We start from the raw sequence: 20,618 nt of genomic DNA on the forward strand, positions 1-20,618 counted from the left end.
GTCCCACGTGAAGCTGCAGAGTCCGTGAACCTGGCAAAGGCGCGCCTGAGGGCAGGCCGGATGCGACGAACGGCCATGCGCGCGCCTTGCGCCGCACACGCAATGCGGCGAGGCCCGTCGGATAATGCGTGCGAATGCATCCAGGCGGAGTGGCGGCATGAGCGAGCAGGGGTGGCACGATTTCCGCAGTGCCGAAGGCGTGGACGACTGGGTGCTGCTGCATGGCGGCGCCACGGCGGTGGTCCGGGTGGATTCGCTGGACCATGCCTTGCGCGTGGCCGCCGCCCAATGGCCGCTCTCGGACCGGGCCGGGAACCGCGTCTGCGTCTGCGGCTGGCCGGACGGACACGGTGCCTAGCGCGGGCGATGGGTGGCTGCAGGAGCGCCCCACGTACTGCCTGATGTCGGCCACCAGCCGCCCCCGGCGCCGGATCGCCCACGCGCCCGCCATCGACGGCGTGAGCTGGTGGCGCGGCGCCCCGATCACGGCGCCGGTGCCCGTGCCCCTGCCGTTCGCCCTGCATCCCTACCGACCGTTCTCCGGGGACGAGGCGCCGCATCTGGGCGCCATCCTGGAGACCAACCCGCCGCTCTGGCGCGACGACCTGGTGCAGGCGCTCCGGGACTGCGGCGTGCACAACTTCGAGACCTACGCGGTGGCCATCCACAACCCCGACAACCGGGGCGTGATCGACGACCTCCACCGCGAACTGCGCGAAGCCGGCGTCGGCGATGTGGAGCGCTACCTGCGCGAGATCGGCCATACCGACCTGGACGAGTGGATCGATCCCGCGCCCGGCGCGATCTTCAGCCACTACAAGGCCGTCAACATCCTCGGCCTGGTGTCCGCAGTTGACCTGGGCGAAGGCGCGGTGTCGGAGGCCGTCGACCTGGCATCGGCTGGCGGACCGCCCGATCCCGTGACGACCGACGCGCGAACGCCCGATGGACTGAAACTCTTCCGGCTTGTCGAGTCCCCGAACGCGATTCTCGTGCACGCATCGCTGCGCGACGCACTGCTCGCCCGAGGCTTCGGGTCGGATGTGGCGTTCCACGACCTGAAGGAAGCCGCGCTCTGAAGTCGGCAATCGATGCGCGGATCGATGGCGGCAGCACCGCATCGACCTATCCCCGGAAAGTCGGCTCCGACCCCTGCTTTCCTCGGCGCAGACGTGCTGGGGCATCGCCGATGGCCCCCTATACTCGTGGGCCCGCAGGCCATCCACCGAAGGACCCGGATCATGACCGATCGCAGCCGCCGAGACATCCTCCTCGCCGCCACCACCCTGGCCGTCGGCGCGACCGCCACCGGCGCCCGCGCGGCCGCGTCCACACCCGCCGGCAAGGCAGCGTTCCCGCCGGTCGTGCACCACGTGTTCTTCTGGCTGAAGAATCCGGAGTCCAGCGAGGATCTCGCCGCACTGCTCGCCGGATTGCGCACGCTGGCGGGCATCGACACCGTGCGCGGCATCCACATCGGCGTGCCGGCGGATACCGAGCAGCGCGGCGTGGTCGACGGCAGCTACAGCGCCTCGGAGCTCCTGTTCTTCGACGATGTGGCCGGGCAGGACGCCTATCAGATCCATCCCATCCACAAGCAGTTCGTCGCCGACTGCGAGCACCTGTGGGAGCGGGTGGTGGTGTATGACGTCAAGGCTGTCGCGCCGTAACCCATTGGCTCCCGGAAAGTGGCAGGTACATCCTGGACGTCGCGTCGCGTCGCGGCAGGCCTCCAGTGACTCGGCCCGGTTCGGCGGCCATGCTATCTGCCGCGGTCGCATGGATGCGATAAGGCGCGCCCTACCACCTCAATCTTTCCGGCATCGCGTTGACAAAAGCGGGAAGGAATCAACTGGCTCAATTCCCTCCGCCTCTTTAGATCCCGCGTCTTTGCAGCGTGTCAGAGGGACGTGAACGTCCCAATCGTGCCTGCGAACATCAAGGCCACCACAATGGCGCCGCCGAAGATCGCGCGCACCCACCAGAACCAGGTAGCGGGCGCATGATGCACCTCCAAGCCGAGCGACCTGTCCCACCGTGTGATGCCATTGTTGGAGAGATCACCGAAGCTGGTCGCCATCGTGTACAGGGTGACTAGCGGCAGCCCAAGACCCAAGCCGCGCACGTAGATCGTGGCCTCTCGCCGGAGTGCCAGGACAAAGCCCATCCTGCGTCCTTCGCGTGTGCGCACCCGAATTCCGAAGAGCCACTTTCCCGGCGTCTGCCCGGAAGCCAGCAGCAGCGCGATCGGCGGGATCGCCACGATCGGCGATATCACATTCGACAGGACCGTCCCACCCAGTCCTTCGAAAAGGCCCAGCAACCTGTCGACCCGTTCCGTATCCGCCTGTAGGAGTTCCAGGTAGATCACGACCACGAAGATTGCCACGAAGGAAAAGACGAACACGTCGATCATGCGTGCGAAGTAGCGTGGCCAAGGACGCACGTCTACATTCGCCCTCGGCGGGGCGTCGGACTCTACCTGAATCTCCATCGCACACCCCCTGTTGCACTGTGCAATCGCACCGGCGCCATCCCCATGGCGAACGCTCCCCTGCTCCTGACGACGTAAAGGGGACGGAGGCAATCTAAGCCGATCATTGCCCTCCGTCACCTTTTTTTGGTCCCCTTACAGTCAGCCAGCCGCTGGCGGCTCGCCGGCGATCACCCCCTCGATCCAGCTCGCATAGTGACTGATACGGACATTGCAGGCGCTCTGTCCGTAGCGGCCCGGCCAGACGGTCCTGACGTCGCCTTCGAGGAACTTCCAGGAAGCCAGCCCAGCCAGTCGCCATTGCCCATCCACCTCGATGAGCGCGGGGCCGCCGCTGTCGCCGTTGCCGAGGATGCCCTCGAGCGGCAGCCCGGAAGGGGGCGCATCGAACACGTAGCAGAACCAGCGCTCGTGCGCGCTGGTGACGGTGTTGAAGGCGCGGCGCAGTTCCGTGCGATTGGGGCCCTGTGGATCGTGACCAATGGCGCCCGTTCCCGCGGCGCCTTTGCCCAGGATCCTGACGATCCGGTTGGCTTCATCGCTGCCAAGGTAGAGCGGCGCGGGCACGACATCGGTGACCGCCTCCGACAGCTTGAGCATGGCGATGTCGTCGGAGGATGCGAGCAGCACCAGCACCAGCACCGCTTCGCCGGTGGCCATGGCCTGGTGGATCAGCGCGTGCGGCGGCAGCTTGTAACCGGGATGCGTCACGACACGCTCGACGTTCCTGGGCACGCCGTTGATGACGACCTGCCAGGGCCCGGGCTGCGACGGAATCGTATGGGCGGCGGTAACCACCCAGCGCGGTTCCACCAGCACCCCATGGCCCTCGCCGGGCATGTCGACGAGCGCCGGGAACTCGGCCGCCGTCACCCGGTACTCCGTGTCATCGACGTCATGCCGGATCACGACCGCGCTGGCGGACGACGTTGCGGCAAGCAGGCTGAGCAGCAGCAATCGCAGCATGCACCTTGTCCCGTTCTTCCAAACCGTTGGTCAGCGATCAATGGACCAGACAACCACGCTGCTCACGATAAGCGACAAGGCGACGAACGCCAGCATCGAGCCAAGTACTGGATAGCGGGTGAAGCGGGGACGTACCGCCGCGAGCGTTGGGTTGGCCAGGACAACCACACCCAGAAGCAGCCAGCCTCCCGCGCCTAGCCATCCCGAAAATCCCTGGAACTTGGCAGGCGACAGGTACGCAACGACAGCGCACAGTCCCGCAATCCAGAGGTGTCCACGTGTGTCCGTACTGGATCCCATATCTTGCGACAAGTGAATCTCCCTGAATCTCCCTGTCTGAGCGCCAACCGGGCTTGGCTGCGAGTGCCTGAGACAATCAAAGCGGATTAATTCCCTCCGTCCCCTTTAGATCCGAGCAGCAGCAATCGCAGCATGTACCTTGTCCCGTTCTTCCAAACCGTTGGTCAGCGATCAATGGACCAGACAACCACGCTGCTCACGATAAGCGACAAGGCGGCGAACGCCAGCATCGAGCCAAGTACTGGATGGCGGGTGAAGCGGGGACGTACCGCCGCGAGCGTTGGGTTGGCCAGGACAACCACACCCAGAAGCAGCCAGCCGCCCGCGCCTAGCCATCCCGAAAGTCCGTGGAACTTGGCAGGCGACAGGTACGCAACGACAGCGCACAGTCCCGCAATCCAGAGGTGTCCACGTGTGTCCGTACTGGATCCCACATCTTGCGACAAGTGAATCTCCCTGAATCTTCCTGTCCGAGCCCCAACCGGGCTTGGTCCCGAGTGCCTGAAACAATCAAAGCAGATTAATTCCCTCCGTCCCCTTTAGATCGCGCTAACATAAACGATTGGCAGGCGATTGCTTCCCTCTCCTCTTATCAGAGCAGCTGCGACTCTGGCGTGAGTCGACGCAAGTGGTATTGACTTATCTGAGACCGGAATCTCACCGTCACTCCCGCCACCAATCTCGCTTAAGAGCAACTTAACGAGGTAAGGTTTACGCGCAGGTGGCAATTTCGGAACAACTCCGTACTTTTCCGAAGAGACCTGGATTGACACGAGAAGCTGACCATCCGCATCCGTAACACAGCCGAGAGAAGTCGTCCACTCGATGCCTTCGTTGTCGCGAGTCACGTATCTCAAACCACCAAGTACTTTTTCTGACAGCTCAACCAAGATGGTCGAAACCTGCTCTGCCCCTGTGTCCAAGTATGTTTCATCATCAACGTCGGGTAACGAAAGTGATCCGGCCTGAATCGAAGAGTATGGGCTCCCCGATATCCATCTATGCCCCAGGTCCAAGACCTCTCGCGCAGTCGTTCCGCACTTTAGTGGGATCACAGTTGAGTAGCTGATCAATTGTCACCTCATGAATAGGAATGACCCACATGCAGTTGCGAGGCCCCCACGCAGAATGAATCTGATCCAGTGTCCCGTCGATAGGGCGGACTCTATGTTGGCGCGGGTTACTCCATCAGCCGAAACCAGTCGCGAAGAGTCAACTGAAGCCAACGCTCTTCCTCTTCTAAAAAACGGGACTAAAAAACGGGACGGAGGGAATTAACTGGCTTAATTCCCTCCGTCCCCTTAGAGCTGCCCTTTAGATCGTCCCCTTTAGATCGGACGACGTTGCGGCAAGCAGGCTGAGCAGCAGCAATCGCAGCATGTACCTTGTCCCGTTCTTCCAAACCGTTGGTCAGCGATCAAGAGACCAGACAACCACGCTGCTCACGATAAGCGACAAGGCGGCGAACGCCAGCATCGAGCCAAGTACTGGATGGCGGGTGAAGCGGGGACGTACCGCCGCGAGCGTTGGGTTGGCCAGGACAACCACACCCAGAAGCAGCCAGCCGCCCGCGCCTAGCCATCCCGAAAGTCCGTGGAACTTGGCAGGCGACAGGTACGCAACGACAGCGCACAGTCCCGCAATCCAGAGGTGTCCACGTGTGTCCGTACTGGATCCCACATCTTGCGACAAGTGAATCTCCCTGAATCTTCCTGTCCGAGCCCCAACCGGGCTTGGTCCCGAGTGCCTGAAACAATCAAAGCAGATTAATTCCCTCCGTCCCCTTTAGATCGCTAGGTTTAATTCCCTCCGTCCCCTTATTCCCCTGACACCATTTCTCAGGAGGGGCTAAATGTCCCTGACACCTTTTTTTAAGCTAGTCTGACACCGCATTTGCGTGAGCCTTGGCTCAAAAGTTCCTCAGCCTTACATACAGTCGAAATACGGGATTTACAAATTCGTATACACCCTGCTTCTCAGGCAGCCTGAAGAGAGCGGGACCAAATTTCTTATCTAGTAGCCGAGGCAACAGCTGGTCGACCCACTCAATACCCACGTCCTTAGCATCTTGTCGCAGTCGCTTTACCAGCACTCTTCCAAGCTCGTCAGCTGAGATGTCGGCTCGATCCTCTTGCTCAGCCAAAAAGTGAAGAAGAATCTTTCTGTCCTCAGATTCGCCTATGGCGCGCTGATACTGAGATTCAAGAGTCGGAAAGGCAGTGCCATTTCTTACGTCATCAAGAACTTCCGTAAGTACTGTGGGGTCGACAAGTTTTACGCTCAATCTGTTCGCGACAGTCACACACTCCTTACCAAGCAGTTGCGCCAGATAGGGATAACCCCCGCTTAGCTCACTGATCTTCCCAACCACGTCGGGATCAAAAACGATCTCGTTCTTAAAAAGTCGCTCCGCAGTGGAGAAAATTTGACTTGTCTCAGCTGGAATCATTGCTTTGACATGGATAGCGCCTTCTTCAAGAAGCCTCTCAACAGACGCGTGATCTTCAACCAGATCAGTGAGGTCACGCGCGATCCCGCAAATTGCAAACTTGACGTCCGCTGATGACAAGGACTTGATCAAAGATCCGATTCCACTCTTATTCTCGATTACATCAAATTCATCGAGAAGAATTAGCAATCCATCTCGCTTCATCTTCCCTTTGACTTGGTGGGTGACGATCGCAGACAAATAATTTCGGAAAGTCTGGACTATGTCTCCTTCCACAGTTTTTGCGTATTTGGAGGATTCAATACCCTTAGCGCCCCAATTTACGACTTTCAGATCGGCGCCGGCGCTAACCTCTTTAATGCGGTCAAATTCGACTAGTTCTTTTCCATCATTTGGTACTAGTCGCAGCAAGCCGTCTTCGCCGTCTTGGTCATTACAAAGTCGGCGCAACAACCCCTCGACTCCGTTGATCGAGGAGTCGCATGTGTAGTAGGTCGTCAGGTACTTTCGTGGCTTTTGCGGAATCTGGCCTTGCAGTCCTGCGTACTTCGCTAGCGTGTAATCTCCCAGCGCCATCTGTTGCACTTGGCGCATGAGAGATGACTTGCCGACACCGCGCTTCCCGTAAACCGCAATTAGGCTCAGAGGTGCATTAACTGCCTTCATGCAGTCTGTCAGCTGGTTAGTCCTGCCAACAAAGCGAGCCGGGTCGCGGATCACATCCGATGTAAAGCCAACCTCAGGGTCCATTCGCTATTCCTCGTCAACTAAAGCACAACGCCAAACTTTAAGAATAAGGGCCAGGTTCACTTCTGAACGACTGGCCCTTTCGGTCTCACTCAACAATGTCGCAAGCGACTCACCCGCACTTGCTATACCCACAATTCAAACAAGTCGCACACCCATCCATCAGCACCAGCGCCTTGGTGCTGCACTTGTGGCACATGCTGGCGGAGGGCGGGAACGAGGCGCCGTCGCCGGTGACTTCGATGTCGCCGACGGGCTCGGGGTAGCCGGGGTCTTCGGGGGTGGCGTCTACGTCAGAGTTTTTTTTTGACTGCTGTTCGTAGGCGCGGCGCTTTTCGGCGATCAGGGCCTTCTGCGCGGGGCTCATCTCGGGGTCGTGGAGCATGCCGATCGACTTGAGGTGGTCCTCGACGATGCTGCCCAGCTCGGCCACCAGGCTGGGCATGTACACGCCGCCGGCCTTGAAGTAGCCGCCCTTGGGGTCGAACACGGCCTTCATCTCTTCCACCAGGAAGGTCACGTCGCCGCCCTTGCGGAACACGGCGCTCATGATGCGCGTGAGCGCGACGATCCACTGGAAGTGCTCCATCGACTTGGAGTTGATGAAGATCTCGAACGGGCGGCGGTGCTCGTGCTCGTTGCCGGCGTTGAGCACGATGTCGTTGATGGTCACGTACATGGCGTGTTCCACCAGCGGCGACTTGATCTTGTAGGTGCTGCCGATCAGCACTTCGGGGCGCTCGATGCGCTCGTGCATGTGGATCACGTCGGCGGTCTTGGGCAGCTCGGCCTCCACCTTCTCGCGCGGGACGGAGGCGCCGGCGACGGCCTTCTCCTTGTCCTCGGGGGTGACGACGGCGTATCCGGTGATCTTCTTGTCGATCTTGACGGCCATTGCGTGGGTCCTGGTGGTGCGTGGTGCTGGAATGTTGGAAGTGCGTGGGGCGGGCCTGGCCCTCACCCCGGCCCTCTCCCGCAAGGCGGGAGAGGGGGAACAGCGGCCCTCCCGCACGGAACGGGAGAGGGGAACAGCGGCCCTCCCGCACGGAAGGGGAGAGGGGGAAAGCATGGTCCTCTCCGGCAGGGCGGGAGAGGGAGGAGCTGGGCCCTCACCCCGGCCTCTCCCGCAGACGGGAGAGGGGAACAGCGGGATGGGGCGGGTTACGGGATGGGGCGCGTTACCTGTCCGCCTTGGTGCCTTTCTTGCGCAGGTCGGCGGCGTGGGCGCGCTGGTAGGTCTGGATGTCCTTGAAGCTGCCGTCGGCGGCGCGCACGGCGTAGAGCTTCTTGCCGGTCGAGGAGCGCATCACGGTGCGGCGGGTCTTCTTGGCGGCCTTCTTCGCGGTCTTCCTGGCGGGCGTCTTGCGGGTCGCCTTCTTCGCCCCCTTCTTCGCTGGCGCCTTGCGGGTGGCCTTCTTCGCCGCCTTCTTCGCCGGCGCCTTGCGGGCGACCTTCTTCGCGGCCTTCTTCACCGATGCCTTGCGGGCGACCTTCTTCGCTGCCTTCCGGGCCGGCGCCTTGCGGGTGGCCTTCTTCGTCGCCTTCCTTGCCGTGGTCTTCTTCGCCGCGGCCTTCTTCGCGACCTTTCGGGCGGTCTTCCTCGCGGTCTTCTTCGTGGTGGCCTTCTTTCTCGTCGCGGCCTTCTTCGCGGTGGATTTGCGCGCGGCCTTCTTCGGGGTGGCCTTGCGGACGGCCTTGGCGACGGCCTTCTTCACGCGGGTGACTGCCTTCTTCAACGATGCCATGGGAACCTCCTCCCTGCGGGTGACGTCGCCGCGCCCGGGGGCGCGGCGACGGGTACTGCTTACTTCTTCTTCGCGGCTTTCCGGGCAGGCGCCTTCCTGGCGGGCGCCTTGCGTGCGGTCTTCTTCGCCGCCTTCTTCACCGCGGCCTTGGCCGGGGCCTTCTTCGCGGCGGCCTTCTTCGCCGGCGCCTTCTTTGCCGGGGACTTGCGGGCCGGGGCCTTCTTCGCCGGTGCCTTCTTGGCCGCAGCCTTCCTGGCAGGGGCCTTCTTCGCGGCGGCCTTCTTCTTCGGCGCGGCCTTGGCGGTCTTCTTCTTGCCCTTGGCCTTCAGCGCGGCGACTTCGGCCTTGCCGGAACTGCTGGCGCTGGCCAGCGACTTCTTCGCCGCGGCGACGCGGCTGGAGATCGACTTCTTCGCCTTGCCGGCGCTCTTGGCGACGGCCTTTTCGGCCTTGGCCGCGGTCTTCTTCGCCGTTTTCACTGCACTGCTGGCTTTCTTCGCGACCTTCTTGCCGATGCCCTTGGCCGTCTCGGCGACGGTTTCGGCGGCGTGGGTCAGGGTCTCCGCGACCCCGTTGCCGTTGCTCATGGTGTGTCCTCGTCAGTTTGCTTTTTTACGGTGATCGGGTTACGGGCAAAGGGCCCGTGGGCGAAATGTAGCGCGAAGTGCGCGCCACGCAAGCAATACTGCGAGGGGCTGCCCTCGCCCCGGCCCTCTCCCGCAAGCGGGAGAGGGGGAAGGGCAGGGCGCGTCGCATCGGTTTTCGGCTGCGGCTGCCGGGACGGCATGCGCCTAGAATTTTCCGTAATAGCCTTCTTTCAGCGCGTCGAACAGGTTGGCGGCGGAGTGGGTCTCGCCGTCGTATTCGATCTGTTCGTTGCCCTGGACCTCGATGACGCTGCCGTCCTCCAGCTCGAAGCGGTAGGTGGTGTTGGCCAGGTCCGTCTCCTTGACCAGCACGCCCTGGAAGGCGGCCGGGTTGAAGCGGAACGTGGTGCACCCCTTCAGGCCCTGCTGGTAGGCGTAGCGGTAGATGTCCTTGAAGTCTTCGTAGGGGTAGTCGGTCGGGACGTTGGCGGTCTTGGAGATGGACGAGTCCACCCACACCTGCGCCGCGGCCTGGACGTCGACGTGTTCCTTGGGGCTGATGTCGTCGGCGGAGATGAAGTAGTCGGGCAGCTTCGCGTCGGGCTCTTCCGAGAACGGCATCGCCTTCGGGTTCACCAGTTCGCGGTAGGCCAGCAGCTCGTACGACCAGACGTCGACCTTCTCCTTGGTCTTGCGGCCTTCGCGGATCACGTTGCGGCTGTAGTGGTGCGCGAACGAGGGCTCGATGCCGTTGGAGGCGTTGTTGGCCAGGCTCAGCGAGATCGTGCCGGTGGGCGCGATCGAGCTGTGGTGGGTGAAGCGGGCGCCGGTCTCGGCCAGCTGCTCGACCAGCTCCGGCGCGACCGTGGCGATCTTCTGCATGTAGCGGCTGTAGCGCGCGTGCAGCACCTTGCCCTCGATCTTCTGGCCCACGCGCCAGCCGTCGGCGGCCATCTCCGGGCGCTTGCGCAGCATGGCGGCGGTGACCTCGAACTGCTCGTCCATGATCGGCGCCGGGCCCTTTTCCTGGGCGAGCGTCAGACCGGTTTCCCAGCCGGCGACCGCCATCTCGCGGGCGATGCGCGCGGTGAACTCGCAGCTGTCCGCCGAGCCGTACTTCATCTTGAGCATGGTCACGGTGCTGCCCAGGCCGAGGAAGCCCATGCCGTGGCGGCGCTTGCGCACGATCTCGGCCTGCTGCTGCGGCAGGGGCAGGCCGTTGACCTCGACCACGTTGTCGAGCATGCGGGTGAACACGCGCACGACTTCCTTGTATTCCTCCCAGTCGAAGCTGGCCTGGTCGGTGAACGGGTCGCGCACGAACTTGGTGAGGTTGACCGAGCCCAGCAGGCAGGCGCCGTAGGCCGGCAGCGGCTGCTCGCCGCAGGGGTTGGTGGCGCGGATGTTCTCGCACCACCAGTTGTTGTTCATCTCGTTGACCTTGTCGATCAGGATGAAGCCCGGCTCGGCGTAGTCGTAGGTGGACACCATGATCATGTCCCACAGGTGCCGGGCCCGGATGTGGCCGTAGACCTTGCAGGCGACCATGCCGTCGTCGCGGGCGATGTAGCCGTCGCTGTGCGGCCAGTCGCGCCAGACCACCTTGTCGGCGTCTGCCAGGTCGATGTCGCCGGCTTCCTTGTCGCTGATCGGGAACACCAGCGGCCAGTCGGCGTCGGTGTCCACCGCGTCCATGAAGCCGTCGGTGATCAGCAGCGAGAGGTTGAACTGGCGCAGGCGCCCGTCCTCGCGCTTGGCGCGGATGAAGTCGCGCACGTCGGGGTGGCTGACGTCGAAGGTGCCCATCTGCGCGCCGCGGCGGCCGCCGGCGCTGGAGACGGTGAAGCACATCTTGTCGTAGATATCCATGAAGGACATCGGGCCGGAGGTGTACGCACCGGCGCCCGCGACGAACGCGCCGCGCGGGCGCAGCGTGCTGAATTCATAGCCGATGCCGCAGCCGGCCTTGAGCGTCAGCCCGGCCTCGTGGACCTTGTCGAGGATGCCGTCCATCGAATCGGTGATGGTGCCGCTGACGGTGCAGTTGATGGTGCTGGTGGCGGGCTTGTGCTCGAGCGCGCCGGCGTTGGAGGTGATGCGGCCGGCGGGGATCGCCCCGCGGCGCAGCGCCCACAGGAAACGCTCGTTCCAGTACTTCTGCTTCTCCGGGGTGGCCTCGGCCTCGGACAGCGCCCTGGCCACGCGCTGGTAGGTGCCGTCGATGTCGGCATCCACCGGCGCACCGTGCTTGGTCTTGAGCCGGTACTTCTTGTCCCAGATGTCCTGCGATGCGGGCTGCATCGGGATCTCCCGTTGGGCGGGCGTCTTGACTGCTTCCAGACGAACCGTGCTCATGCGTCCGTTCTCTCCTCATTGCCGGCCAGGGTGCGTGCCCCGGCCTGTTGTTCTTGTCGATGCCGACCATCCCGGGGGTGCCGGGTCGGACGACGGGAAAATTGCGGTCACGCTGGCGCGCATCCGCCGAGGAACCGTGCGAGGTGCCGTCTCCAGCGCTGTGGTGCCATCCGCGCGTCCCCTGTCGCCTTCCGCTGCCGGATCCGTCTGTTCTGGCCAAAACCCTATCTCTTGGGCTTGGGCGGAAGACATGACCCCAACATCTTGTGGCGGGCGGGGTGAACGCTACGCGCGCCGTTTTGCGAAGTCAACCGCTATCGGACGCCGGCGGGGCAAAAATCGCAGCCCGTGGCCGTGGCGGGGGGAAAGTGCCCGTTCAGGCTGGATGGAGGCGCTGCGGCCGACACTTCAGGGCCCCCTCTTGACGCAGTGCGGCGTGGCGAGTGCGCAGCCGGGGGTTGCCGCGACCGCGTGCCGCGCCCATCTTGCCCCTGTCTCCGCCATTGCCTGAAGCCGCGAACCGCGACCATGCGCCCAGCCCCGACCCTGCTCGTCCTCGCCGCCGCCGCCGCGTTCGGCGGATTCGCCGCCACCGCCATCCGCGATGCCATGCAGTCGCCCGCACAGGCCGCCGAACCGGCCGCGCCGGCGTTGCCGGTGCCCACGGTCGCCGCGCTGCCGACCGCGGTCGACGGCCAGCCGGTGCCCTCGCTGGCGCCGATGCTCAGGCGGGTGACGCCCTCGGTGGTGAGCGTGCAGGCGGCCCAGCGCCGCCAGGTGAGCCCGTTCGGCAACGATCCGTTCTTCCGCCGGATGTTCCCGGAGCTGTCGCAGGAGCGGATCGCGCGCTCGCTGGGTTCGGGCGTCATCGTCGATGCGGCCAACGGCTACGTGCTGACCAACCACCACGTGATCGAGAACGCGGACGAGGTCTCGGTGACCCTGTCCGACGGCCGCACGCTGGAGGCCGAGTTCATCGGCTCCGACCCCGACACCGACGTGGCGCTGATGCGGATCGAGGCCGGCGACCTGGTCGCGATCCCGCTGGCGGCGGACGCGCGGCTGGAGGTCGGCGACTTCGTGGTGGCGGTGGGCAACCCGTTCGGCGTCGGCCAGACGGTCACCTCGGGCATCGTCTCGGCGGTCGGCCGCAGCAACGTGCCGGGCGTGGGCTTCCAGAACTTCATCCAGACCGACGCCTCGATCAACCCGGGCAATTCCGGCGGCGCCCTGGTCAACCTGCGCGGCGAGCTGGTGGGCATCAACACCGCCAGCTTCAACCCGCGCGGCAGCATGGCCGGCAACATCGGCCTGGGCTTCGCGATCCCGGTGGAACTGGCGCGGGGGGTGATGCAGCAGCTGGCCAGCACCGGCACCGTGCGCCGCGGCACCCTGGGCATCGACACCCAGGCGGTGGACGCGCGCCTGGCCGCCGCGCTCGGGCTGGACGAGCCGCGCGGGGTGGTGGTGACGCGCGTGCACGGCGACTCCGCGGCGGGCGCGGCCGGGATGCGCACCGGCGACGTGATCATCTCGGCGGGCGGGCAGCGCATGGACGATCCGCTGACGCTGCGCAATTTCCAGGGCCTGCAACCGCTCGACACGCCGGTGGTGCTGGAGGTGCTGCGCGACGGCGAGCCGATGAAGGTGACCGCGCGCCTGCGCGCGCAGCCGCGCGACGGCGCCAGCTACGACGAACGACTGGCGGGCGCGACCCTGGCCGACCTGCCCGAGGTGGTGCGCCGGCAGAACCCGAACGCGCGCGGGGTGCTGGTGGAGAAGATCGAGCCGGGCAGCCGCGCCTTCCGCAACGGCCTGCGCGAGGGCGACTACATCTTCGCCGCCAATGCCGGCGAATTCCGGGATCTGGCGGGTTTTCGCGATACCTTGTCCGACGGCACCCGCCAGCTGGTCCTGCGGATTTCACGCGGTGGACGCGTCGGAAACCTGATGATGGAGTGACCGGCCAACCCCGGACCCTCCGCGCCACCCCCGCGCGCCGCGCGCGCCCCCTCCCAGGAGATAGACGATGAGCCCCAACTCGACTGACGCCATGAAGACCAACCTCGGCGAAGCCGGCGCCCACCTCAAGAACGCGGCCAGCGACGCAGGTAGCGCGATCAAGAACGCCGCGGGCGTGGCCGGCGACGAGCTGCGCATGGGCCGCGCCGCGGTCAAGGCCGACCTGGCCGATTCCGCGCTGGCCGGCATCGCCGCGCTGGAAGAGGGCGGTGGCGCGGCCAAGGAGCAGGTCGACCAGCTGATGGACAAGGGCCGCGACCTGATCGACAGCGCCGCCGACCTGATCCGCGAACGCCCGATCGCCTCGTTCGGCGTCGCCTTCGCCGCCGGCTGGATCATCGCCAAGCTCGCCCGCAGCGGCGGAGAGAAGTAAGCGCCCCACGACGTGACCGGGGACCCAGCCAGCAGCGACGACGCACGGGAAGGCAAGCACCACACCCAGGCGCCGGGCATCGACGAAAGCCTGCGTGCGCTCAACAGCGCCCGCCGCGAAGCCTTCGACGCCACCCGCGGCACCGGCCGCGCACTGCGGCGTCTGATCGCCGCCGACTTCGCGCTGGCGCGCAGCGCCTTCGGTCGCGGCCTGGCCTGGGCCGGCGCGGCCACCGTGTTCGGCGCCTCGGCCTGGCTGCTGCTGACCGGGACCCTGATCGCGCTGATGCAGCGCAACGGCATGTCGTGGCTGCTCTCGCTGGCGGTGGCGGCATTGGTGAGTGTCGTGGCGGCGGTGTTCTCGGCCTGGCGGGTCTCGCGCTACTTCGACTACACCGGCATGCACGCCACCCGCCGCCAGCTGACCCGGCTGGGGCTGTTCGACGAGGACGGCAGCGCGGACGACGATGACGACGATCCGCCGCCCGGCGCGGACGCCATGGCCTCGGCCGAAGCCGCCGCCGCGCGTGCCGCGAAGTCCGCGGCCGAAGCCGCCGCGGCCCACGGCGCCCGCCCGGCGGGCGTGCCCCCCGGAGCGACCTGATGCGGTTCGAACGATTGCGCGACGAAGTGGTGATGGCCGAGCGGCGCCTGGAGACGCGGCATCTGCGCGCGCAGACCAACTGGCGCGTGCTCAAGACCATCTGGCGCGAGAGCTGGACTCCCGGCCGGATCGTCGCGATCGGCCTGGCCGGCGGCTTCCTGTTCGGGCGCGCGCGGCCCCTGAAGAAGATGGGCGCGGTCTCGCCCGCGCGCTGGGTCCAGCTCGCGAGCGCCGTGTCCGGATTGCTGGCCTCGCTCAAGGCGAAGCAGGCGGCCGACACCGCCGAAGTCGCGGCCGCCGATGCCGGCCATGCGGCCGATGCCGCCGACGAGGCGGTCGATACGGCCGATGCGGTGGCCGGCAACGAAGCGGCGCCCGCGGGTGAAGCGGCGCCGCGGACCGTGTCCGACGGCCGCCGCCGCGCCGACACGCAATGGTCGAGCGAACCGCGCCCGGCCGAGGCCGCGACCGAACTGTCGGAACGCTAGCGCGTTCCGCCGGCCGCGGCGGACGTGGCGCTGCACGATGCGGCTTCGCGGCAGGGCGTCGTCACGGGCTCGTGCACCGACGCAATGGCATGATCGCGTCCCGTTTCCCGCTCGCCCGTCATGGCCCACGACGCCACGCCCGAACTTCCCGCGTCAGACGGGGCCGCCCCACCACCCCCCACGCGCCCGCGCGGCTCGACCGCGCTGGTGGTGCTGGCCACGCTGGCGGTTGGCTACACCCTGTGGGCGGCGCAGGCGCTGCTGCTGCCGGTGCTGCTGGCGATGTTCTTCGCGCTGGTCGGCAACCCGATCATCCGCGTGCTGCGACGGCTGTGGGTGCCGCGCACCCTCGGCGCGCTGCTGGTGCTGTGCGGCGGCCTCGCCGCGACCGGGGCGCTGGCCTACAAGATGCTGCCCTCGGCGATGGCCTGGGCCAGCGAGGCGCCGCGCGAGCTGCGCCAGCTCGCGCCCAGGCTGCGCGAACTTACCAGGCCGGTGCAGGAGGCCAACAAGGCGGCCGAGGACTTCGCGCGCGCCGCCGGTGGCGAGACCGGCCGCCAGCCGCAGCTGGTGCGGACCGCGATCGACGACCCCTACCGCAAGCTCACCGAGACCCCGCGTCTGCTGGCCTCGCTGCTGGCGGTGGTGCTGCTGACGTTCTTCTTCATGGTCTACGGCGAGAACCTGCAGCGCAACGCGATCGCGCTGCTGCCGGGGCGCCAGCAGAAGAAGTTCACGGTCGAGATCCTGCAGTCGATCGAGCGCGAGGTCTCGCGCTACGTGCTGACCATCAGCCTGATCAACACCGTGGTCGGGCTGCTGTTCGCGGTGGGGTTGTACCTGATGGAGATCCCGCTGTCGGAGGCGCTGCTGTGGGGCACGATGGTGGCGCTGCTCAACTTCGCGCCCTATGTGGGCCCGTTGATCGGGATGCTGGCGATGCTGCTGGTGGGCTTCATCACCTTCGACGATCCCTGGCAGTCGCTGATGCCGGCGGCGGCGTACCTGGTGCTGCACACCATCGAAGGGCAGCTGGTGACGCCGATCGTGCTCGGGCGGCAGATGGCGCTGTCGCCGCTGGTGCTGATCCTGGCGCTGATGCTGTTCGGCTGGCTGTGGGGGATCATCGGCCTGTTGCTGGCGGTGCCGCTGCTGGTGTGCGTGAAGCTGGTGCTGGCGCGGATCGAGGGCATGGAAGGCTGGGCGCGGTTGCTGGAGTAGGGCGGTCCGCGGCGCGGAGCCCTTACCGCGCGGTTCGGGAAAGGTGTCGCCCCGGGGCGCAGCGGGAAACCTGCCTTCCGAGAATGTCATCCCGAGCGGAGCGGCGAATCTGCCTTCCGCAATGTCATCCCGAGCGCAGCGAGGGATCTGCGTTCCCGCGATCCTCGAGCAGATCCCTCGCTGCGCTCGGGATGACAGGTTCGCGCTTTGCTGCGCAACGGGCGACAGCTTCCGGCTCGCTGCGTCCGGCATGGAAGGGTCCGGTTTCCGGCATCCCGGGAGGATAGGTTCCAGCCTGGTTCCTGGACCCCTCCGCCCGTGCCGGCGGCTACAATATCGGCGTGAGTTTCCCCGTCCGCGCGATCACCCTCGACCTCGACGACACCCTGTGGCCGTTCGCGCCGATCGGCGCGCGGATCGAGCGCGTGCTCGACGACTGGATGCGCGAGCACAGCCCGGCAACCGCGACGATGTTCCCGGTCGAGGCGATGCGGGCGTTGCGCGAGCGGGTGTGGCGCGAGCATCCCCACCTGGCGCACGACCTGAGCGCGCTGCGGCGGCTCACGCTCGAGATCGCGCTGCGCGACAGCCGGGGCGACCCGGCGCTGCTCGATGCCGCGTACGAAGCCTTCTACGCCGAACGCAACCGCGTCGAGTTCTATCCCGATGCGCTCGAGGCGCTGGAACGCATCGCCGCGCGGTTGCCGGTGGTGGCGCTGAGCAACGGCAACGCCGACCTCGCGCGCTGCGGCATCGACCGGCACTTCGCGTTCCAGCTGCATGCGCGCGAGCACGGCGCGGCCAAGCCTGAGGCCAGCATCTTCCTCGCCGCCTGCGAGCGCCTGCGGCTCGCGCCGGGCCTGGTGCTGCACGTCGGCGACCACGTCGACGCCGACGTGCGCGGCGCGGCGCTGGCGGGCCTGCGCAGCTGCTGGCTTCGGCGCGACGACCATCCCGCTGCGCTGGCGGACTGGCCGCACCAAGACGTGCGTCCGGACCTGGTGTTCGACAGCCTGGCCGGGCTGGCCGACTGGCTCGACCGGCAGGACTGAAGCGGATGCCGCAGCTCGGTCGCCTCGAACAGTGGGACGATGCGCGCGGTTTCGGTTTCGTGCGTCCGCTGGCCTCGCAGGCGGGCGCCGATGCGCCGCGCGCGTTCGTCCACGTCAAGGCGATCGAGCGCGCCGGGCGTCGTCCCGCCGAGGGCGACCTGGTGCGCTACGAGATCGAGCGCGACGCCCAGGGTCGCCTCAACGCGGTCGGGGTGGCGTTCGTCAATGCCAGCGCGATGCGCGAGCTGGCGCGCAGCCGGGTCGATGCGAAGAGCGCCGCACGCGATCGTCGCGAAGCCGGTCGCCGTGCCGCGCTGCTGCGTCGGCTGGCGACTGCGGCCGCCGTGGCCGTGTTCGTCGGTGGCTGGCTGCTCGGCACCTGGCCGGGCGTGGTGCCGCTGTTCTATGCGGCCCTGGCAACGGTTTCGTTCCTGGCCTACCGGCACGACAAGGTCGCGGCCGAACACGGGCGCTGGCGCACGCCCGAAAGCACGCTGCACGCGATCGACCTGGCCGGCGGCTGGCCGGGCGGCCTGCTGGCGCAACAGGTGCTGCGCCACAAGTCGAGCAAGCGCAGCTTCCAGCTAGTGTTCTGGACCACGGTGCTGCTCAACTGCGCCGCGTTCGCCTGGCTGCTGCGCGAAGGCGTCGTCGCGCAGCTGGCGCAGTCCTCGCCATGGGCGTGAAGCGCCCGCTTTCCCTTCCTGCGCCGTCGATCCCGGAGTCCCGCCCATGACCGTTTCCCCGCCCCACGCCGGCTTCTCCACCGACGCCACCAGCGCGCGTGCGCTGCACGTGCTCGACAAGGCAGGTTATGGCGCCTGGCTCGAGGCGCAGCCGGATGCGACGCGCGCCTGGCTGTCGACGCAGCAGTTCGATGCCGCGCCGGGCTCGCAGGTGCTGCTGCCGGGCGAAGGCGGCGTGGCCGCGGCGATCCTCGGCATCGGCGATCCGCTCGACCCGTATTCGTATGCGCACGCCCCGGGCGCGCTGCCCGAAGGCGACTGGACGCCGGCGCGCGCGCCCGCGGCGGAGCATGCAGCGGCCCTGCAACTGGGCTGGGGCCTGGGTGCGTACCGGTTCACCCGCTACAAGGATCGCGGCCGCGCGCCCGCGCGGCTGGCGCTGGAGGCGCCGGATGCCGAAACGCTGGATGTCCTCGCCGCCTGCATCCGCGTGCGCGACCTGGTGAACACGCCCACCCAGGACATGGGGCCGGAGCAGCTCGAAGAGGTGGCGCGCGAGGTCGCAACGGCGCACGGCGCCACGTTCGAAAGCATCGTCGGCGATGCGCTGCTGGCGGAGAACTTCCCCGCGATCCACGCCGTCGGCCGCGCCTCGCACCGCGCGCCGCGCCTGCTGAAGCTGCAGTGGGGCTTCGATGGCGACACCGGCGCGCATCCGCACCTGGTGCTGGTGGGCAAGGGCGTGTGCTTCGACACCGGCGGACTCGACATCAAGCCCGCCGACGGCATGCGCCACATGAAGAAGGACATGGGCGGCGCCGCGCACGCGATCGCGCTGGCCGAGCTGGTGATGGCGCGCGCGTTGCCGCTGCGCCTGACCCTGCTGGTGCCGGCGGTCGAGAACGCGATCGGGCCCGATGCCTATCGTCCGGGCGAGGTGGTCGCCACCCGCAAGGGCGTGAGCGTGGAGATCGACAACACCGACGCCGAAGGCCGGGTGGTGTTGTGCGACGCGCTGGCGCATGCAGGCGAACTGGCGCCCGACCTGATCCTGGATTTCGCCACGCTGACCGGCGCCGCGCGCATCGCGCTGGGGCCCGACCTGCCGGCGCTGTTCGCCAACGACGATGCGCTGGCCGGCGACTGGCTCGCCGCCGGCGAACGCGAGCGCGACCCGTTGTGGCGGATGCCGTTGTGGCGGCCGTACCTGCGCTACCTGACCAGCGACATCGCCGACATCGCCAACGCCGGCTCGCGCATGGCCGGCGCGGTGACCGCGGCGCTCTACCTCGAACGCTTCGTGCCCGAGGGCACGCCCTGGGCGCACCTGGACGTATACGCCTGGAACGACAGCGCCCGCGCCGGCCGCCCCAAGGGCGGCGAGGCGCTGGGGCTGCGCGCGGCGTACGCGATGCTCAAGGCGCGCTGCGCGCAGGGCTGAAGCGCTCCGCGGTCGCGAGAACGCACCGACCGCGTAGCCCGGGTAAGCGAAGCGCACCCGGGGCTCCACGCCAGGCCGAAACCCGCCGGTGGCACGCGCACTCGCGTCCGCGCCTCCCCGGATGCGGCCTGCGGCCTTATCCGGGCTACGCGCACGTAGCCCGGGTAACCGAAGCGCACCCGGGTCCGCGTCGGATCGGCGCCTTCGCACGGCTCGGCAATCGGGGTCCGCGGGATTCCCGGATGCGGCCTGCGGCCTTATCCGGGCTACGCGCACGTAGCCCGGGTAAGCGAAGCGCACCCGGGTCCGCGCCGGATCGGCGCCTTCGCACGGACCGGCAATCTGGGTCCGCGGGATTCCCGGATGCGGCCTTCGGCCTTATCCGGGCTACGCGCATGTAGCCCGGGTAAGCGAAGCGCACCCGGGTCCGCACCGGATCGGCGCCTTCGCAGGGGTCGGCAATCGGGGCCGGCGGGATTCCCGGATGCGGCCTGCGGCCTTATCCGGGCTACGCGCGAATCCGGTTCAGCGCAGCCAGCCGCGCTTCGATGCCAAGCGCGCGTACCACAGCAGGAACGCGGCGATGCCGACGATCAGCAGGGTCATCGGCAGGCCGCCCACGCCCGAGGCCTGCCAGGCGGGCGTGAGGGCGTAGAGCGCGATCGTCTGCACCAGCACCGCCGCCAGCGAGATCGCCAGCAGCGGCAACGCCCAGCGCCGGCGCAGCAGCAATGCCAGCGATCCCAGCGCGCCGCCGAACACCGCGATCGCGTAGAAGATCGACAGCCATGCCGGCATCGCGGCATACACCGCCTGTTGCGCCGGCGGCAGCTGCGCGATCTGCGCCGCGCTCATGCCGGTCTGCAGGAAGAACATCGCGATGCCGATGAGGTTCCAGGCGAGGGCCGCGATCGCGATCACGCGGAACAGGGTCGGCACAGGGGTCATGGCAGCCTCCGATGGCGCATGCGGTGGCCGCAGCGTACGCCCGTAGCCCGGGTAAGCGAAGCGCACCCGGGTCCGCGCCGGATCGGCGCCTTCGCACGGACCGGCAATCGGAGTCCGCGGGATTCCCGGATGCGGCCTGCG

Annotated in this window: 18 protein-coding genes and 1 pseudogene; 11 read left to right on the forward strand and 8 right to left on the reverse strand. The window is 66.9% G+C overall.

What is annotated here, in order from left to right; genetic code table 11:
• The first annotated feature begins 157 nt into the window (after positions 1-157).
• From FZO89_RS12525 to FZO89_RS12535, 3 genes are all read left to right on the forward strand, one after another.
• Complete coding sequence (locus FZO89_RS12525) at positions 158-358, forward strand: hypothetical protein (RefSeq protein WP_149103570.1); 201 nt, start codon at positions 158-160, stop codon at positions 356-358.
• A gap of 43 nt (positions 359-401) precedes the next feature.
• Positions 402-1,079, forward strand: a complete 678-nt coding sequence (locus FZO89_RS12530; RefSeq protein WP_149103571.1) for a hypothetical protein — start codon at positions 402-404, stop codon at positions 1,077-1,079.
• A gap of 162 nt (positions 1,080-1,241) precedes the next feature.
• Positions 1,242-1,670: a Dabb family protein gene (locus FZO89_RS12535; RefSeq protein WP_149103572.1), complete on the forward strand. Its 429-nt coding sequence runs from the start codon at positions 1,242-1,244 to the stop codon at positions 1,668-1,670.
• A 230-nt stretch (positions 1,671-1,900) separates the two neighbouring features.
• On the opposite strand, the gene FZO89_RS12540 is transcribed toward FZO89_RS12535, so the two are convergent.
• The 7 genes from FZO89_RS12540 to FZO89_RS12570 all read right to left on the reverse strand — a co-directional run bounded on the left by FZO89_RS12540 (position 1,901) and on the right by FZO89_RS12570 (position 11,643).
• Positions 1,901-2,494: an RDD family protein gene (locus FZO89_RS12540; protein ID WP_149103573.1), complete on the reverse strand. Its 594-nt coding sequence runs from the start codon at positions 2,492-2,494 to the stop codon at positions 1,901-1,903.
• Between the two features lie 141 nt (positions 2,495-2,635).
• Positions 2,636-3,460, reverse strand: coding sequence for a S1 family peptidase (locus FZO89_RS12545; RefSeq protein ID WP_149103574.1), 825 nt, complete (start codon positions 3,458-3,460; stop codon positions 2,636-2,638).
• Positions 3,461-5,669: 2,209 nt separating this feature from the next.
• Positions 5,670-6,959 carry an AAA family ATPase gene (locus FZO89_RS12550; protein ID WP_149103575.1) on the reverse strand — a complete coding sequence of 430 codons (1,290 nt, stop codon included), beginning with the start codon at positions 6,957-6,959 and terminating at the stop codon, positions 5,670-5,672.
• A gap of 109 nt (positions 6,960-7,068) precedes the next feature.
• Positions 7,069-7,851, reverse strand: a complete 783-nt coding sequence (locus FZO89_RS12555; RefSeq protein ID WP_149103576.1) for a TSCPD domain-containing protein — start codon at positions 7,849-7,851, stop codon at positions 7,069-7,071.
• A gap of 283 nt (positions 7,852-8,134) precedes the next feature.
• Entirely contained in the window at positions 8,135-8,701 is a 567-nt protein-coding gene (locus tag FZO89_RS12560; protein ID WP_187471144.1) for a hypothetical protein, read from the reverse strand.
• A gap of 59 nt (positions 8,702-8,760) precedes the next feature.
• Complete coding sequence (locus FZO89_RS12565; protein ID WP_149103577.1) at positions 8,761-9,288, reverse strand: hypothetical protein; 528 nt, start codon at positions 9,286-9,288, stop codon at positions 8,761-8,763.
• A 204-nt stretch (positions 9,289-9,492) separates the two neighbouring features.
• Complete coding sequence (locus FZO89_RS12570) at positions 9,493-11,643, reverse strand: adenosylcobalamin-dependent ribonucleoside-diphosphate reductase (protein WP_149103578.1); 2,151 nt, start codon at positions 11,641-11,643, stop codon at positions 9,493-9,495.
• 528 nt (positions 11,644-12,171) lie between these two features.
• Between FZO89_RS12570 and FZO89_RS12575 the strand changes: the two genes are divergently transcribed.
• From FZO89_RS12575 to FZO89_RS12610, 8 genes and pseudogenes are all read left to right on the forward strand, one after another.
• Positions 12,172-13,605, forward strand: coding sequence for a trypsin-like peptidase domain-containing protein (locus tag FZO89_RS12575; protein WP_149103579.1), 1,434 nt, complete (start codon positions 12,172-12,174; stop codon positions 13,603-13,605).
• Positions 13,606-13,672: 67 nt separating this feature from the next.
• Positions 13,673-14,038, forward strand: a complete 366-nt coding sequence (locus FZO89_RS12580; protein WP_149103580.1) for a hypothetical protein — start codon at positions 13,673-13,675, stop codon at positions 14,036-14,038.
• A 12-nt stretch (positions 14,039-14,050) separates the two neighbouring features.
• Positions 14,051-14,530: pseudogene (locus FZO89_RS12585) on the forward strand (phage holin family protein); the annotation flags it as partial.
• 110 nt (positions 14,531-14,640) lie between these two features.
• Positions 14,641-15,129: a hypothetical protein gene (locus FZO89_RS12590; protein ID WP_149103582.1), complete on the forward strand. Its 489-nt coding sequence runs from the start codon at positions 14,641-14,643 to the stop codon at positions 15,127-15,129.
• A gap of 120 nt (positions 15,130-15,249) precedes the next feature.
• Positions 15,250-16,350: an AI-2E family transporter gene (locus FZO89_RS12595; protein ID WP_149103583.1), complete on the forward strand. Its 1,101-nt coding sequence runs from the start codon at positions 15,250-15,252 to the stop codon at positions 16,348-16,350.
• A gap of 341 nt (positions 16,351-16,691) precedes the next feature.
• Entirely contained in the window at positions 16,692-17,402 is a 711-nt protein-coding gene (locus FZO89_RS12600) for an HAD family hydrolase (RefSeq protein WP_149103584.1), read from the forward strand.
• Positions 17,403-17,407: 5 nt separating this feature from the next.
• Positions 17,408-18,088 carry a DUF1294 domain-containing protein gene (locus FZO89_RS12605; RefSeq protein WP_149103585.1) on the forward strand — a complete coding sequence of 227 codons (681 nt, stop codon included), beginning with the start codon at positions 17,408-17,410 and terminating at the stop codon, positions 18,086-18,088.
• A 46-nt stretch (positions 18,089-18,134) separates the two neighbouring features.
• A complete protein-coding gene (locus FZO89_RS12610) occupies positions 18,135-19,529 on the forward strand; it encodes a leucyl aminopeptidase family protein (protein ID WP_149103586.1) in 1,395 nt (464 codons plus the stop codon).
• A gap of 525 nt (positions 19,530-20,054) precedes the next feature.
• On the opposite strand, the gene FZO89_RS12615 is transcribed toward FZO89_RS12610, so the two are convergent.
• Positions 20,055-20,477, reverse strand: coding sequence for a hypothetical protein (locus tag FZO89_RS12615; RefSeq protein WP_149103587.1), 423 nt, complete (start codon positions 20,475-20,477; stop codon positions 20,055-20,057).
• Positions 20,478-20,618: the final 141 nt, after the last annotated feature.

The sequence above is a fragment of the Luteimonas viscosa genome (assembly GCF_008244685.1).
In the GTDB taxonomy this organism is placed as follows: Bacteria; Pseudomonadota; Gammaproteobacteria; order Xanthomonadales; family Xanthomonadaceae; genus Luteimonas; species Luteimonas viscosa.